The following is a 16,115-nucleotide window of genomic DNA, read 5'->3' as shown; positions in this document are numbered from 1 at the left end:
AGTCGCGTGACACGAGTGTGATCGGCGAGGCCTTGCGGCAGGGGGAACGGGCGTGGACGCGCGGGACGCGTTGGGGGAGCGGGACGGCGAACGGGACGACGAGCGACAGGGCGACACGGCCGCGCGCTTGCGCGCGATCCGCGACGAGCTGTCCGAGCGTTTCTACGAACGCGCCGACGTCGTACGGACGTTGATGACGGCGCTGCTCGCCGGGCAGCACTCGCTGGTCCTCGGGCCGCCCGGCACCGCGAAGTCCGAGCTGGCCCGCGAGCTCACCGGCCGGGTCGAGGGGGCGGCGTACTGGGAGATCCTGCTCTCCAAGTTCACCGCCCCCACCCGCATGTTCGGCCCCATCGACGTCGCCGCGCTCGCCCGCGGCGAGTACCGGCAGGTGTACGACGGGCGCGCCACGACCGCGCACATCGCGTTCATCGACGAGATCTTCAAGTGCTCCACCGCGGCGCTCAACGAGACGCTCGGCTACCTCAACGAGCGGCTCTACCACCCCGAGAACGGCGGCGCCCCGATCCACTGCCCGCTGATCGGCGCCATCACGGCCAGCAACGAACTCCCCGAGGGCGAGGACTCCGCCGCCATCTACGACCGGCTCCTGGTACGGATCGAGGTCGGCTACCTGGAGGACCCAGCCAACTTCGCCGCCCTCGTCCGCTCCGCCGTCACCGGCCGCGCCGCACGACCGGCCCGCACCACGGTCCAACTGGCCGATCTGCAACGGGCCGTGGCCGAGGAGGTCCCGGCCGTGGCGGTGCCCGACACGATCGTCGACGCGGTGTGCACGCTCAGGGCCGCGCTGCGCCGCAAGGAACTCGTCGCCTCCGACCGGCGCTGGCGGCAGGCGGTCGGCCTGCTCCAGGCCTCCGCGTACCTCGACGGACGGCCCGAGGTCACCGACACCGACCTCTCCGTCCTCACCCACGTCCTGTGGGACTCGCCCGCCCAGCGGCCGACCGTCGAGCGCGAGGTGCTGCACCTCGTCAACCCCGACGCCAAGGAGGCGCTCGACCTCGCCGACACCATCGAGGAACTGGAGGTCCAGCTCGACGCCATGGCCGGGCAGTCCCGCGAGGCGCTGAGCGACTGGGTCATCAAGAAGGCCCACAACCAGCTCGCCCTCGCCGGGCAGCGCCTCGACAAGCTGCGCGAGGAGGCGGCGAGCGCGGGCCGCTCCACCGCCGCCATCGACCGGGTCACCGGCCGCCAGCGCGCCGTGCGCGCCCGCGTCCTCACCGAGGCGCTCGGCGTGGACGCGAGCATGGTCCGGACGCAGCCCTGAACGCCGGGACAGGGCGGAACGGGCCCGCCCGCGCGGCCGTGGTCGCGGACCGCTTCGACCGCATGACATGGCGCGACACGTACGAACAGGCCGCCGGACTGCGGGAGTTGGCGGCGGCTCTGACCGCGCGCCATCCGGCGGCCGAGGACCTCCTCACCGATGTGTTCCTGGCCGCGTTCAAGGTGCGGGTGCAGGTGCGCGAGCGCGCGGAGATGGCTCCGGCGCGGCGCCTCAACCGTGACTTCGTCGCGGAGCTGGTCGAGTCGCCCGACTTCGCGGACATCCGCCGCGACACCGCGGGCGACCCCTACGCCGCCGCCCTCGCGCTCCTCGCGCAGGGGCCCGCACTCCGCGGCCTGCTGGAACGGGACCGGGCGGCACGGGAGCGGGGGACCGGGGACGGCGGGGCAGGGCAGGACCCCGCCGAGCGGCCTGCCGCGACGGACCCGAGCCCGCATGCCCCGTCAGGGGAGGATCCGGCCACCTCGGACGCCCACCCGCAGCTCTCCGGCGCCCCGGACGCCGCCGATCCGGACGCCGCCGTGCCGGGGCCCGCACCCCGAGACCACGCCGCCGCCGCGGCGGCCTCCGCCTCCGCGGCGCCCGGTGCCCCCGGGGTCCGGGCCGCCGCGCGCGGCGCCGCCGCGAAAGCCGCCGACGCCGTGCGGCGGGAGGCCTCGCTGATGCGGGCCTGGGGCGTGGGGGCCGGGGAACTGGAGCGGATGTCGTACCAGCGGCGGGCGCTGCTCGCCGAGCGGCTGCGTGGCGGGCGGCTCGCCGAATGGGCCGAACTCATCGGCCGGTTCCGGCAGATGGCCGCCGGGGAACGCGCCCGCAAGGTGGAGCACGCCGGCGGGGAACTCGTCGGTGTCACGATGGGCGACGACCTGTCACGCCTCGTGCCCTCCGAACTCGCCGGGCTCGGCGTGCCCGCCCTGCGCGCGGTGTTCGCCGCCCGCTACGCCGCCGGTGAGCTGATGCTCTACGACAGCCGGGGCGAGCAGACGACCGGGCGCGGCGCCGTCATCGCGTGCGTGGACACCTCGCACTCCATGTACGAGGCGGGCCCCGGCGGGGTCACGCGGGAGGCCTGGGCGAAAGCGTGCGCGCTCGCGCTGCTCGACCAGGCCCGCGCGGGCGGCCGCGACTTCGTCGGGATCCTGTTCTCCGCCGCCGACAAGGTGCGCGTCCACCGGTTCCCCGCCGACCGGTCGCCCGGCCTCGACGCGACCCTGGAGTTCGCGGAGGCGTTCCTCGGCGGCGGCACCAGCTACCAGGCACCGCTCGACGCCGCCCGCGACATCCTGGAGCGGGAGTACGACGACACCGGCCGCGCCCGCGGCGACATCGTGCTGCTCACCGACGACGACTGCGGGGTCACCGAGGAGTGGATGCGCGGCTGGAACGCGGCCAAGCGGCGGCTGGACTTCCGGGTCTTCGGCGTGGCCGTCGGCGCCCCGCGCGCCGCCGCGGCCGACTCCGTGCTGGACGCCCTGTGCGACAACCTGCGCTGCGTGGAGGACTTCACCGACGCGCACACGGCTGCCGACCTGTTCCGCGTGATCTGAGCACGCTCACCCCCTCGCGTACCGCCTTCGGCGCGTCCACCACGTCCAGGAACACCTGGTCCGCCTCCGGCCAGCGCTCCCGAACGGTCCGCTTGATGCGTTCGAGGACCAGCTCCAGGCGTTCGCTCTCGATGCCGGGCGCCAGGTCGACGCGCGCCGCGACGAGCGTCGAGTCGAGGCCCAGCCGCATCGTGTGCAGCGCCGCCACGTAGTCGATCTCGGGCTGCGCGGCGAGGAGTTCGCTGATGCCGCGGTGCAGATCCGGGTCGCCCGCCTCGCCGATCAACTGGTCACGGGCGTCCCTGCCGAGCCGGTACGCCACGTACACGAGCAGCAGGCCGATGCACAGCGACGCGGCGCCCTCCCACTCGATGCGGCCCGTCACCATGTGCAGCACCATTCCGCCCGCCGCGATGAGCACGCCGACCACCGCCGTGCCGTCCTCCGCGAGGACCGTGCGCAGCGCCGGGTCGGAGCCGATGCCGTCGCCGGGCTGCTTGCGGACCTGGTGCACGGCGCGGGCCAGCGAACTGCCCTCGGCCACGAATGCCACGCCGAGGACGACGAGCCCGGCGACGTATCCGCTGTGCGACTCCTGCTGGCCCTCGGAGGTGAACGCCTCGAACGCCTGGAAGAAGGAGAAGCAGCCGCCCATCACGAAGATCCCGACGGCGGCCAGCAGCGACCAGAAGAACCGCTCCTTGCCGTAGCCGAACGGATGGCGGTGGTCGGCCGGCCGGCGGCTGCGGTGCAGCGCGGCCAGCAGGAACACCTCGTTGAGGCTGTCCGCCACCGAGTGCGCCGCCTCCGACAGCAGCGCCGGTGAGGCGGAGATCAGCCCGCCCACCGCCTTCGCCAGGGCGATCACCAGATTGGCGACGAGGGCCACCAGCACGGTGATCCGGGTCTTGCGGTCCTCGTCCTTGGAATCCTTCGCTGTCACATCAACTCTCTATGGGTGAGTACGGGCACATCTCTCGGGAACCACTGTTTCTTTTCGGCGCTGGATTCGCCGTGAAACTTCTGTGGGCGGGCCATTGCCGTACTCGTGGTGCGGCCGCTCGGATGCGTGATGCGTGGGACGAGTGCGACGGGAACGAGGAGCCGCCGGTACCCGTGGTGGGTAACCCGGCCCGTTGTCGATAAACCCGCACGCGAAACCGGCGAGTCGCGGTCTGACCGGGGGGTTTCCGGAAAGGGGGCCGGGATACCCGGAGGGCCCCCGCACGACCCGCAAATCCAGGAGGACGGCATGGCCGAGTACGGCTATTCTCTGGCGTCGGAGGCATCGGGTCCGCGTGAGCTCGTGGAGCAGGCCCGGATGGCAGAACAGGCGGGGTTCGACTGCCTGTGGATCTCCGACCACTACCACCCGTGGAACGACGCCCAGGGCCAGAGCCCCTTCGTGTGGAACGTCATCGGCGCCCTCGCCGAGGCCGTGTCGCTGCCCGTCGAGACCGCGGTCACCTGCCCCACCGTCCGGATCCACCCCGCTGTCCTCGCCCAGGCCGTCGCGACCAGCGCGGTGCAGCTCGAAGGCCGCTTCCGGTTCGGCGTCGGCACCGGTGAAGCGCTCAACGAGCACATCCTCGGCGGCCCCTGGCCCTCCGCGCCCGTGCGCATGGAGATGCTCGAGGAGGCCGTCGCGATCATCCGCAAGCTCCTCGACGGCGGTGAGGTCACCCACCGCGGCGAGCACTACACGGTCGAGAACGCGCGCGTCTACACGCTGCCCGAGAACCCGGTGCCCATCGACATCTCCGGCTTCGGACCGCAGGCCACCGCGCTCGCCGCCCGCGTCGGCGACGGCTACATCACGATGAGCCCCGACGAGGAGCTGGTCACCCAGTTCCGCAAGGGCGGAGGCGGCGCCAAGCCCGTCGCCGGCGGCCTCAAGGTCTGCTACGGACCCGACCGCGAGGCGGCCGTACGCCGCGTGCACGGCCTGTGGGCCAACCAGCTGCTGCCCGGCGAACTCGGCCAAGTACTGCCCACGCCCCGCCACTTCGAGCAGGCCGAGACCCTCGTCACCGAGCAGATGGTCGACGACGCGATGCCCTGCGGCCCCGACGTCGACGAACACCTCAGGGCCCTGTCGGCCTTCGCCGACGTCGGCTTCGACCGCGTCTACGTCAACCAGATCGGCCCGGACCAGCAGGAGTTCTTCGACTTCTACCGGACCAAGGTGCTGCCGCAGCTCAGGAACGGCTCGGCAGGGTGAGGCGCGGCGGCCGACCGTCATGACGGACATCCTGAAGCCCCCGGCCACCACCGTCTGCCTCCCCGTGGAACGCCTCGACGTCAGCGCCTACACGGTCCCCACCGACGCGCCCGAGGCCGACGCCACCCTCGCCTGGGACGCGACGACCATCGTCTTCGTCGAGGCCCGGTCCAGCGGGGTCACCGGCACCGGCTGGACCTACGCGCCCCCGGCCGCCGCCGACGTCGTCCGCCACCAACTCGCCCCGCTCGTCGAGGGACGCGACGCCTTCGACGTCCCCGCCGCGCACGTCGCCCAGTGCCAGGGCATCCGCAACGCGGGCCGCCCCGGCATCGCGTCCTGCGCGATCTCCGCCGTCGACCTCGCCCTGTGGGACCTCAAGGCCCGCCTCATGGACCTCCCCCTCCTCAGACTCCTCGGCGCGGCCCGGGACACCGTCCCCGTCTACGGCAGCGGCGGCTTCACCACGTACCACGACAGCCACCTGGCGGCCCAGCTCAGCGGCTGGGTGCACGGCCAGCACATCCCGCAGGTGAAGATCAGGATCGGGGAGGCCTGCGGCCGGGCCGTCCCGCGCGACCTGCAACGCGTCCGGCGGGCCCGCCAGGTCGTCGGCGAGGACGCCGAGCTGTACGTCGACGCGGGCGGCGGCTACAACCGCAAACAGGCCGTCCGTGTCGGCGACGCGCTCGGCACCCTCGGCGTCGGCTGGTTCGAGGAACCGGTCTCCTCCGACGACCTCACCGGCCTGCGCCTCGTCCGCGACGCCGTGCCGTGCGACGTGACGGCCGGCGAGTACGGCTACGACCTCCCGTACTTCGCCCGCATGATCGCCGCGGGCGCCGTCGACTGCCTCCAGGTCGACGTCACCCGCTGCGGCGGCATCACGGAGTTCCTGCGCGCCGCCGCCCTCGCCCAGGCCCACGGTCTGGAGGTCTCGGCCCACGGCGCCCCGCACGCCCACGCCGACGTCGCGGCCGCCGTACCGAACCTGCGCCACGTCGAGTGGTTCCACGACCACGTCCGCCTGGAGTCCATGTTCTTCGCGGGAGTCCTGGACCCGTCCGGCGGCGCGGTCCACCCGGGGCGGAACGGACCGGGCAACGGGCTGGTCCTCAGGAGCGAGGAAGTCGAGGAGTACAGGGTGGCCTGAAGTGGCTCGAACCGGTCACGCGTAGCGGTCGGCCGCCCGGGTACCCGGCACGCTCCGCACCCGAGACCAAGGACTCGAAGGACACGACATGCCCCAGATCAAGGGCACGAAGGACCCCAACGACGTGGTGCAGCTGTTGCTCCAGCAGCACGTCAGGATCCGCACCCTGTTCGAGGAGGTGGCCAACAGCAAGGGAGAAGAGCGCAAGGAGTACTTCCACGAGCTGGTGAGGCTGCTCGCGGTGCACGAGACCGCCGAGGAGGAGGTGGTGCACCCCTTCGCGAGCAAGAACATCGACGGCGGCGAACAGGTCGTCAAGGACCGGATCGACGAGGAGGAGAAGGCCAAGAAGGTCCTCTCCAAGCTCGACGAGATGGATCCGGACTCGCCGCAGTTCCTCGACAGGTTCACCGCTCTGCGCGAGGACGTCCTCGCGCACGCGGACGCCGAGGAACGCTACGAGTTCGCCCACTTCAACGAGGTCGCCGACCGCTCGAAGCTCCAGCAGCTCGGCCGCGCCGTGAAGGCCGCCGAGGCGGTCGCGCCCACGCGCCCGCACCCCGGCACGGACACCGCGGCCAAGAACCTCGCGGCGGGCCCCGTCGCCGCGGTCGTCGACCGCACCCGGGACGCCATCCGCAAGGTGACCGGCAGCACCTGACCGATCGCGTACGAGGAGGGGTGCGGGGCGGGACCCAAGACGCCCCGCACCCCTTTCGTCCGCACGCACGACACGTACAGGGAGAACGCGATGAAGGCAGTGACCTGGCAGGGCCGGCGCGATGTGCGGGTGGACACCGTTCCCGACCCACGGATCGAGCAGCCCACCGACGCGATCATCCGCATCACCTCCAGCGGCCTGTGCGGCTCGGACCTGCACCTGTACGAGGTGCTCACCCCGTTCATGAACCCCGGTGACATCCTCGGCCACGAGCCCATGGGCATCGTCGAGGAGGTCGGCGACGCGGTGCCCGACCTGCGCCCCGGCGAACGGGTCGTCGTACCGTTCCAGATCGCCTGCGGGCACTGCTGGATGTGCGACGCGGGCCTGCCCACCCAGTGCGAGACGACGCAGGTCACCGAGCAGGGCACCGGCGCCGCGCTGTTCGGCTACACCTCGCTCTACGGGGCGGTGCCGGGCGCGCAGGCAGAGTACCTGCGCGTGCCGCAGGCCCAGTTCGGGCCCATCAAGGTGCCGCACGGCCCGCCCGACGACCGCTACGTCTACCTCTCCGACGTGCTGCCCACCGCCTGGCAGGCCGTCCGCTACGCCGACGTCCCGAAGGGCGGCACCGTCGCCGTGCTCGGCCTCGGCCCCATCGGCGACATGGCCTGCCGCGTCGCCCTGCACGAGGGCGCCGGCCGGGTCTTCGGCGTCGACCTGGTGACCGAGCGGCTGGACCGGGCGCGGGCCAGGGGAGTGGAGACGTACGACCTGCGCGACCACGACAAGGCGGAGGACCTCGTCGAGGCGATCAAGGACAGGACGAAGGGCCGCGGCCCGGACGCCGTGATCGACGCGGTCGGCACCGAGGCGCACGGCAGCCCGCTGGGCCGCACCGCGCAGACCGCCGCGGGACTGCTCCCGCACTCCTGGTCCGCGAAGCTCGCCGAACGCACCGGAGGCGCCGACCGGCTGGCGGCGCTGCGGCTCGCCATCCAGCTCGTCCGGCGCGGCGGCACCGTCTCGCTCAGCGGCGTCTACGGCGGCATGGCCTCGCCGCTGCCGCTGATGACGATGTTCGACAAGCAGCTCCAGCTCCGCATGGGCCAGGCCAATGTGCGCCGCTGGTCCGGGGAGATCCTGCCGCTGCTCACCGAGGACGACCCGCTCGGCGTCGACGACTTCGCCACCCACCACGTCCCGCTCGGCGAGGCCCCGCACGCGTACGAGATGTTCCAGAAGAAGCAGGAGGGCGCGGTCAAGGTGCTGATGCGTCCGTGAGGGACATCAAGGAACCCGGAACGCGGTGGCGGGTGCGCGGCTCGGCGGCGTCCGGGCCGGCCGCGCACCTGTGGTCCGGCTCCGTGACGGGCGGCGTCCTGACCGGAGTCGGCATCGCCGCGTTCGTCGACGAGACCGTCTTCCACCAACTCCTGCACTGGCACCACTTCTACGACCGCTCCACCACCGGCGCCGGTCTCGTCTCCGACGGCCTCTTCCACGCCTTCGGCTGGTTCGCGATCGTGGCGGGCCTCTTCGTGTACGCGGGGCTGCGCCGCAGGTCGGGTCCGCTGCGCCCGGCGTGGTGGGGCGGCGCCTGCGCGGGGCTCGGGGCGTTCCAGCTCTACGACGGCACGGTCCAGCACAAGCTGATGGGCCTGCACCAGATCCGCTACCACGTCGACACCGCGCCCTACGACTGGACGTGGAACGTGATCGCGGTGCTGTTCCTCGTGGCCGCCGCCCTGCTGCTCGTCCGGTCGCGCCGGTGACCGCGGCCGTCGTCGCGGCGGCCCTGAGCGCGGCGTGGCTGTACGCGGCGGCGGCCCGGACGCTGCGCGGGCGCGGCGACCGGTGGCCGGTGCGCCGCGACGCCCTGTTCTGCCTCGGCGCGGCGGGGCTGTGCGCGGCCGTCGCCCAGCCGTGGCCGGGCGGCCCGTTCACCGTGCACATGGCCGGGCACCTGGTCACCGGGATGGTGGCGCCACTGCTGATCGCATGCGCCCGCCCGGTGACCCTGGCGCTGCGAGCCCTGCCGACGCCGCCGCGCCGGGCCCTGAAGTCCTGCGTGCGCACCCGCCTCGCGCGGGCCGCGACCTGGCCGCCGCTCGCCGCGGTCCTCGACGTCGGCGGCCTGTGGCTGCTCTACCGCACCCCGCTGTTCGCGGCGGCACACCACCGGCCCTGGCTCGACGCCCTCGTGCACGTCCATGTCTTCGCGGCGGGCCTGCTGTTCAGCGTGAGCGTCCTCGCGCTCGACCCCGTGCACGGGGCGGGCCGCCGCGTCTGCCTGCGCGCCGCCACGCTGGTGCTCGCCTCCGCCGCGCACAACATCCTCGCCAAGTCGCTCTATGCGCACGGGGTTTCAGGCGAGACCGTGTTCGCCGCGCACGACGTGCGGGCCGGGTCGCTGCTCATGTACTACGGCGGCGACGCGGTCGAGATCGCCCTCGCGCTCGTCGTCGGCCTCCAGTGGCTGCGGGCGACCGGCCGCGCCCACGCACGCCTCACGGCTCCTCCGCCGACCACCGGCACACCAGTCGGAACGCCAGGTACGCGGTGAGCGGCCAGGTCACGGCGAACGCCCGGATCACGGCGGGCTGTTGAGTCCTCGCGCCCACCAGGAGCAGTGCGATCGACACGCCGCCGAGCGCGGCCACCACCACGGGGTGCGGCGCCCGCACCGCCTCGGGCACGACGGCGGCCACCCGCGCGCGCACCCGCTCACGCAGGGTCGGGCGCAGCAGGCGCCGCAGCTCGCGGTCGGCGCTCAGCCCTGTCTCGATCTCGCCGAGCAGCCTGCGCTCGTACGCCGAGAGCCGGAAGTCGTCCACAGTCACCACCTCTCCCCCCGAATGCCCGGTGCGGGCGTTCCGTAACGGCCCGCGGCCGCCGACAGGTCGGGGCTCGCGGGCACCGGGGCGGTTTGGTGGCCGCCGATGCGGCTACTCGCACCACAGTCGTACCTCCCCTGGAAAGGAGCCGGGCCGGTGACCTCCCTGGCGAAGCAATCGCAACTCCACGCCGAGGATTCCACGGGCGCCGACCGTGCCCTGATGACCGAACCACCCAAGGACGACCTCGTCCGCTTCCTCGAGGACCGATTCGCCTGCGCGCAGTCCTGCACCGAATGCGCCCGCGCCTGCGCGCTGTTGGTGAGCTCCACCGACATGGGCCCCGTCGCCCAGCAGGTGCACGGTCCCGCGCGCGCGGTGCCGCCCGAGGGCTCCGCGCAACCCGACGGCCCTCAGGGCGACGACAAGGCCGACGCGCCGCAGGACCTGCGGCGCGCGCTGCTGCTCAGTGTCGAGGTGTGCGACGCGACCTGCCGGCTGCTGTCGGAGGAGGCGCACCAGGACGAGTACGGGCTGCGGCTCCAGGTCGAGTGGTGCAGGGCCGTCACCCTGGAGGCCGCGCACGCCTGCGACCGCGCGCGCGACGCGGCCGACTGCGCCGAGCTGTGCCGGGCCTGCGCGCGGGCCTGCACGGACTTCCTCGCCACCCTCGGCTGACACCGCGTCAGGTCCCACGGTCCCGGGCATTCCCTATTTCTGGAACGGGTTCTACTGTGTGCGCCGTCAAGTCCGCGCCGGAACCACGCAGTGGAACGCCAGGAGGGGCCGTGCACCTCGAATACACGCCCGAGCAGCAGCAGTTGCGCACCGAGCTGCGCGCCTACTTCGCCGAACTCGTGCCCGAGAACGCGTACGCGCGCTACGAGGACCCGGCCGCGCAGAAGCGCTTCTACCGCGAGACGGTCCGCCGGCTCGGCGGCGACGGCTGGCTCGGCGTGGGCTGGCCGAAGGAGTACGGCGGCCGGGGGCTCACCCCCATGGAACAGTTCATCTTCTTCGACGAGGCCGCGCAGGCGGGCGTGCCGCTGCCACTGATGGCGCTGAACACGGTCGGCCCGACCATCATGCAGTTCGGCACCGACGAACAGAAGGAGTACTTCCTCCCGAGGATCCTCTCCGGCGAGCTCGACTTCGCCATCGGCTACAGCGAACCCGACGCGGGCACCGACCTCGCGGCGCTGAAGACACGCGCGGTGCGCGAGGGCGACGAGTACCTCGTGAACGGCCAGAAGATCTGGACGACCAACGGCGACACGGCCGACTGGGTCTGGCTCGCCGTCCGCACGGACCCGGACGCGCCCGCGCACAAGGGCATCACGATGCTGCTCGTGCCGACGTCCGACCCCGGCTACTCCTGCACCCTCATCAACACCCTCGCCTCACACGACACCACGGCGAGCTACTACGAGAACATCCGCGTCCCCGTCTCCCGCCGCGTCGGCGACGAGAACAAGGGCTGGCGCCTCATCACCAACCAGCTCAACCACGAACGCGTCACCCTCGCCGCCCACGGCACCATGGCGATCCGTGCCCTGCACGACGTGCAGCGCTGGGCCATGGACACCAAGCTCGCCGACGGCCGCCGCGTCATCGACCTCGGCTGGGTCAGGAAGCGCCTCGCCCAGACCCACACCCGACTCGACGCGATGAAGCTCCTCAACTGGCAGATGGTGAACGCCGTCCAGCACGGCACCCTCCTCCCGCAGGACGCCTCCGCCGTCAAGGTCTACGGCTCCGAGGCCCGCCGCGACGCGTACGCCTGGCTCATGGAAGTGGTCGGCGCGGCCGGCGCCCTGAAGGAGGGCAGTGCCGGGACGGTCCTCCACGGCGAACTGGAACGCGGCTACCGCTCGGCCGTCATCTTCACGTTCGGCGGCGGCAACAACGAGATCCAGCGCGAGATCATCTCGTGGATCGGGCTCGGGATGCCGAGGGTGCGGCGCTGACCGGATCGTCCAGCGTGATCCGCGCGAGCACCGGAAGGTGGTCGCTGTCGGTGGCGGCGAGGGTGCGGATGCCGACCACGCGTGCCGAGCGGGCCAGGACCTGGTCGATGCGGGCCACCGGGAACGCGGTGGGGTAGCTGAAGGCGACGCCGCGTTCGGGGGTGTTCAGGTGCCCGGTCAGTGGGTCGAGGCCGCGGTCGTCGACGGTGGCGTTGAGGTCGCCGAGGACGAGCACGGCCGGCGTCCGCTCGGCGGCGACCTCCGCCCCGAGCCGCCGGGCGCTCTCGTCCCGCCACTGGGAGGCGAAACCGCTCGCGCCGAGCCGGATCGACGGCAGGTGGGCGACGTACACCGCGACCTCGCCCCACGGCGTCCCCGCCACCGCCCGCAGGCCCCGGTTCCACGGCTCGGTGATCCCGGCGGGCTTGATGTCCGCCGCGCGGACGCCGGTGAGCGGATGCTTCGACCAGAGCCCGACCGTGCCGACCACCGCGTGGTGCGGATAACCCGCTTTGAGCGCGCGTTCGTACGCGGGGCGGGCCTTCGGCAGCAGCTCCTCCAGGGCGATGAGATCCGGCTCGTTCAGGGCGAGGGCGCGCGCCGTGCCGCTCGGGTCCGGGTTCTCGTCGCTGACGTTGTGCTGCGCCACGACCAGGTGGTGCGGGCCGGGGGCGGGCAGCAACGGTCCGCCGAACTGGTACGTCCACGCCGCGACCGGAAGCACCAGGGCCAGCAGCGCGAGCCGGGAGCGGCGCACCAGCCCCAGTACCAGCAGGGCCGCCACCGAGACCATGCCGAACCACGGCAGGAACGACTCCAGCAGGCTCCCCAGCCGCCCCGGCGTGTTCGGCACCTGCCGGTGGAAGAGCAGGACGAGCGCGGACAGGACGGCGAGCGCCGTGAGCACCCGGCCACGCCGCCGGGGCGAGCGGGCACGGACCTCCGCGGTGTCCGCGCTGCCCGCCGTGGCCGTCCCGTCGCTCGTCCGCTCGCTCATGCCGCCCTGTCCGCCCGCCCCGTGTCCTTGACCATCAGGACGATCGGCGTGGTGATCGGGTTCCGTGCCCTCCGCCTCCGCTTCTGCCTTTGCCTCCGGAGCCGTCCGCCGAGCGCGCACGGGTGCGTACCCTGCGACCAGGAGGTGCGACATGAGCGAGGCGGACCCCGGACTGTTCGGCCCGGACTCGGTGACCTGGCAGCTGCACGCCGACCCCATGATGTGGATCGCGGGCGTGCGCGCCCTGTACTTCCAGGCCCTGCACCCGCGGGCCGTGCGCGGCGTCATGCAGAACTCCGACTTCCGGCGCGACGCGTGGGGGCGCCTCATGCGCACCGCGGGCTTCGTCGGCACCACCACGTACGGGACCACTGAGGCCGCCGAGAAGGCGGGTGCGCGGGTGCGGGGCATCCACCGGCGGCTGTCCGCCGTCGACCCGGACACGGGGGAGCGGTACGGCGTCGACGAGCCCGGACTGCTGCTGTGGGTGCACTGCGCCGAGATCGACTCCTATCTGCACGTCGCACGCCGCTCCGGGTTCCGGCTCACCGAGGCGCAGGCCGACCGGTACGTCGCCGAGCACCGCACCAGCGCCCGGCTCGTCGGGCTCGCCGCCGCGGACGTACCGCGCAGCCAGGCCGAGTTGGCGGAGTACTTCGCGCGGGTGCGGCCCGAGCTGGCCGCCGGGCCCGAAGCCCGCGACGTCGACGACTTCCTGCAACGGCCGCCCGCCCACCCGCTGTTGATCCCGGCGCGCGAGGCGCTCTGGCGGCGCGTCGCCAACCTGGCGTACGCCGCCCTGCCGCCGTACGCCCACGAGCTGTACGGCAGACGGGCCCCCGAACCGGCGGTCGTGACACGCCGGTTGCGTGCCACGGGTACCGCGCTGCGCCTGATCCCGGACCGCGTGCGCTGGCAACTGCCGCCGAAGCACATCCTGCGGGCGATGGGGAGACTCGGTGCCGACACCCGTCCCGCCCCGTACAAAGTCGACAGATGGGAAGCCATACTTGAACGGTCCGGGGAGGGCGGAGCGAGCTGACGGGGGCGACGTCGGAAGATGCCAGAGGCGGGGGAGACGCGGGACGTCAGGCTGATCCACGGGCGGTACCGGCTGCTCGACCTGATCGGTCGCGGCGGCATGGGCGAGGTCTGGCGGGCGCGCGACGAGTCGCTCGGGCGGCACGTCGCCGTGAAGTGCCTCAAGCCGCTCGGGCCGCAGCGCGACCAGTCCTTCACCCGCATCCTGCGGGAGCGCTTCCGCAGGGAGGCGCGGGTCGCCGCCGCGCTCCAGCACCGCGGCATCACCGTCGTCCACGACTTCGGCGAGTACGAGGGCATCCTGTACCTGGTGATGGAGCTGCTGGAGGGCAAGAACCTCAGCCAGCTCCTCGACGACAACCGGCACGACCCGCTGCCCGTCGACGAGATCGTCGACCTGGCCGAGCAGGTCTCCGCCGCCCTCGCCTACACCCACGAACAGGGCGTCGTGCACCGCGACCTGAAGCCCGCCAACATCATGCGGCTCGGCGACGGAACCGCGAAGATCTGCGACTTCGGCATCGCCCGCCTCGGCCACGACATCGGCTTCACCGCCCGGCTCACCGGCACCGGCATCGCCATGGGCACGCCGCACTACATGTCGCCCGAGCAGATCGGCGGCGACCACGTCGACGAGCGCAGCGACCTCTACTCGCTGGGCTGCGTGCTGTACGAAGTGGCCACCGGGGCACCGCCGTTCGACCTCGCGGACGCGTGGGCCGTTCTCGTCGGCCACCGCGACACCGTGCCCGAGGCGCCACGCGACCGCCGCCCCGACCTGCCCGGTTACCTCGACCGGATCATCCGGGACCTGCTCGCCAAGGACCCCGACGACCGCCCGCGCGACGCCCGCGAACTGGGGCGGAGAATCACGCAGGGCGCCCGCGCGGGCCGGGGGACGTACGTGCCGACGGTGCGGACCCTGCCGGTCCTGCCGCGTGCCGAGTCCCCGGTGCGCGAGCGGCAGGCGCCCGAGCGGTCCGCGCACGGGTCGTCCGCGCCCGAGCCCCGCGAGCCGCGACTGCCGTCCTGGACCCGCGGCATGACCACCGGCCACAAGGCCACCGGCAGCCCCGGCCCGCGCGTCACGCCCCCGGACTCCGCGGCGGGGCTCGCTGGCGAGTGGATCCCGCGCGACACCGACCCCACCGCCACCCCGCAGGAGACCGAACAACGCCCGGCCCCCGCACCGGAGTTGCTCGCAGCCCTCGTCTCCCGGCACAACGCGGGTCTCAGTCTCGGCCGGCTCGGACGCTGGGCCGAGGCGGGCGAGGTGCACCGCGGCGTCGCCGCCGAGCGGGAGCACGCCCTCGGCCCCGACCACCCCGACACCCTCGCCAGCCGCTACGAGGTCGCCTTCACGCTCAGCCGCACGGGCCGCGCCGCGGACGCGCTGCGCGAGTACCGCGGCGTCGTCGAAGGACGCGAGCGGATCCTCGGACCCGACCACCCCGACACGCTCGGCGCACGCCAGGAAGTCGCCTACGTGCTGGGGAAGTTGGGGCGGCACTTCGAGGCGCACCAGGCGTACACCGCGGTGCTGGCCGCCCGCGAGCGCGCCATGGGGCCCGAGCACCCGGACACGCTGCGCTGCCGCCACAACCTCGCCTTCAATCTCAGCCGCCTCGGCCGCCTGGAGGACTCCTACCGGATGGCGAGCGAGGTCGCCGACGCCCGCGCCCGCGTCCTCGGCGACGACCACCCCGACACGCTCGTCACCCGCTGCGAAGTCGGCTACACGCTCGGCCAGTTGGGGCGGTGGACCGAGGCCCTGCGCACCTATCAGGAGGTCGCCCGCTCGCGGACCCGCGCCCTCGGCCCCGACCACCCGGACACCCTCGCCGTCCGCTACGAGATGGGCATCAGCCTCGGCCGCCTCGGCCGCAGCGCGGACGCCCTGACCCTGTACCGCGGCCTGATCGACGACCGTACGCGGGTCAGCGGGCCCGACCACCCCGAGACGCTGCGCGCCCGGCACGGGCTCGGGGTGAACCTCGGCCGGATGGCCCGCTGGGAGGAGGCCCTCGCGGAGGCCCGCGACGTGTGCGCGATCCGGCAGCGGATCCTCGGCGCCGACCACCCGGACACGCTGGTCAGCCGCCGCGAGGTCGCGGTCGGCCTCGGCTGGCTGGGGCGCTGGCGGGACGCCCTCGCCGAGTACCGCGCGGTGGCCGCCGCCCGCGAGCGCGTCCTCGGCGCGTCCCACCCCAGCACCCTCGCCAGCCGCAACGACGAGGCGCACTGCCTGGAGCAGCTCGGCCGCACGGCCGACGCGGTGGCCCTGTACCGCCGGGTAGCGGCGCTGCGCCAGCAGAGCGCGCACCACGGCTGACCGGCCCGACCTCTGGTCCGTCGCCCGGAGCGCGTGCTACCAAG

General features: G+C 73.2%; 15 protein-coding genes. 12 read left to right on the top strand and 3 right to left on the bottom strand.

The features are described from left to right. Positions 1 to 52 precede the first annotated feature (52 nt). Together ACYBSK_RS20460 and ACYBSK_RS20455 are read left to right on the top strand one after the other, a co-directional pair. Entirely contained in the window at positions 53 to 1,294 is a 1,242-nt protein-coding gene (locus ACYBSK_RS20460; RefSeq protein WP_460242774.1) for an AAA family ATPase, read from the top strand. 62 nt (positions 1,295 to 1,356) lie between these two features. After that, on the top strand, positions 1,357 to 2,862 hold the full coding sequence (locus tag ACYBSK_RS20455) for a VWA domain-containing protein (RefSeq protein ID WP_460242773.1): 1,506 nt from the start codon (positions 1,357 to 1,359) through the stop codon (positions 2,860 to 2,862). Here the strand turns inward: ACYBSK_RS20455 and ACYBSK_RS20450 are convergent. After that, positions 2,819 to 3,805, bottom strand: coding sequence for a cation diffusion facilitator family transporter (locus tag ACYBSK_RS20450; protein ID WP_460242772.1), 987 nt, complete (start codon positions 3,803 to 3,805; stop codon positions 2,819 to 2,821). The genes ACYBSK_RS20455 and ACYBSK_RS20450 overlap by 44 nt on opposite strands. Positions 3,806 to 4,114: 309 nt before the next feature. Between ACYBSK_RS20450 and ACYBSK_RS20445 the strand changes: the two genes are divergently transcribed. The 6 genes from ACYBSK_RS20445 (at position 4,115) to ACYBSK_RS20420 (ending at position 9,463) form a co-directional block, all read left to right on the top strand. Continuing rightward, positions 4,115 to 5,083, top strand: a complete 969-nt coding sequence (locus ACYBSK_RS20445; protein ID WP_460242771.1) for an LLM class F420-dependent oxidoreductase — start codon at positions 4,115 to 4,117, stop codon at positions 5,081 to 5,083. A gap of 19 nt (positions 5,084 to 5,102) precedes the next feature. After that, positions 5,103 to 6,236, top strand: coding sequence for an enolase C-terminal domain-like protein (locus tag ACYBSK_RS20440; protein WP_457478616.1), 1,134 nt, complete (start codon positions 5,103 to 5,105; stop codon positions 6,234 to 6,236). An 88-nt stretch (positions 6,237 to 6,324) separates the two neighbouring features. Beyond that, positions 6,325 to 6,897 carry a hemerythrin domain-containing protein gene (locus ACYBSK_RS20435; RefSeq protein WP_460242770.1) on the top strand — a complete coding sequence of 191 codons (573 nt, stop codon included), beginning with the start codon at positions 6,325 to 6,327 and terminating at the stop codon, positions 6,895 to 6,897. A gap of 90 nt (positions 6,898 to 6,987) precedes the next feature. Further along, positions 6,988 to 8,181: a zinc-dependent alcohol dehydrogenase gene (locus ACYBSK_RS20430; protein WP_457478614.1), complete on the top strand. Its 1,194-nt coding sequence runs from the start codon at positions 6,988 to 6,990 to the stop codon at positions 8,179 to 8,181. After that, on the top strand, positions 8,178 to 8,672 hold the full coding sequence (locus ACYBSK_RS20425; RefSeq protein ID WP_457478613.1) for a DUF2243 domain-containing protein: 495 nt from the start codon (positions 8,178 to 8,180) through the stop codon (positions 8,670 to 8,672). The genes ACYBSK_RS20430 and ACYBSK_RS20425 overlap by 4 nt, the downstream gene beginning before the upstream one ends. Beyond that, the gene (locus tag ACYBSK_RS20420; protein WP_460242769.1) at positions 8,669 to 9,463 is read left to right on the top strand and encodes a cytochrome c oxidase assembly protein; all 795 of its coding nucleotides are present in this window, start codon (positions 8,669 to 8,671) and stop codon (positions 9,461 to 9,463) included. The genes ACYBSK_RS20425 and ACYBSK_RS20420 overlap by 4 nt, the downstream gene beginning before the upstream one ends. Here the strand turns inward: ACYBSK_RS20420 and ACYBSK_RS20415 are convergent. After that, complete coding sequence (locus tag ACYBSK_RS20415; RefSeq protein WP_457478611.1) at positions 9,408 to 9,740, bottom strand: DUF3040 domain-containing protein; 333 nt, start codon at positions 9,738 to 9,740, stop codon at positions 9,408 to 9,410. The genes ACYBSK_RS20420 and ACYBSK_RS20415 overlap by 56 nt on opposite strands. 216 nt (positions 9,741 to 9,956) lie before the next feature. Between ACYBSK_RS20415 and ACYBSK_RS20410 the strand changes: the two genes are divergently transcribed. After that, complete coding sequence (locus ACYBSK_RS20410; protein ID WP_457478610.1) at positions 9,957 to 10,412, top strand: ferredoxin; 456 nt, start codon at positions 9,957 to 9,959, stop codon at positions 10,410 to 10,412. Positions 10,413 to 10,522: 110 nt separating this feature from the next. Next, positions 10,523 to 11,701 (top strand): acyl-CoA dehydrogenase family protein, encoded by a 1,179-nt coding sequence (locus tag ACYBSK_RS20405; RefSeq protein WP_460242768.1) that lies wholly within the window; start codon positions 10,523 to 10,525, stop codon positions 11,699 to 11,701. On the opposite strand, the gene ACYBSK_RS20400 is transcribed toward ACYBSK_RS20405, so the two are convergent. Further along, positions 11,658 to 12,698, bottom strand: coding sequence for an endonuclease/exonuclease/phosphatase family protein (locus ACYBSK_RS20400; RefSeq protein ID WP_460242767.1), 1,041 nt, complete (start codon positions 12,696 to 12,698; stop codon positions 11,658 to 11,660). The two genes, ACYBSK_RS20405 and ACYBSK_RS20400, sit on opposite strands and share 44 nt — an antisense overlap. 151 nt (positions 12,699 to 12,849) lie before the next feature. On the opposite strand from ACYBSK_RS20400, the gene ACYBSK_RS20395 reads away from it, so the two are divergent. Then, complete coding sequence (locus ACYBSK_RS20395; protein WP_460242766.1) at positions 12,850 to 13,740, top strand: oxygenase MpaB family protein; 891 nt, start codon at positions 12,850 to 12,852, stop codon at positions 13,738 to 13,740. An 18-nt stretch (positions 13,741 to 13,758) separates the two neighbouring features. Continuing rightward, positions 13,759 to 16,071: a serine/threonine-protein kinase gene (locus tag ACYBSK_RS20390; protein WP_460242765.1), complete on the top strand. Its 2,313-nt coding sequence runs from the start codon at positions 13,759 to 13,761 to the stop codon at positions 16,069 to 16,071. Positions 16,072 to 16,115 lie beyond the last annotated feature (44 nt).

This window comes from Streptomyces sp. BYX5S (assembly GCF_054724165.1).
The sequence above is the reverse complement of the archived record's forward strand: the minus strand, read 5'-3'. Positions and strand labels throughout refer to the sequence as shown.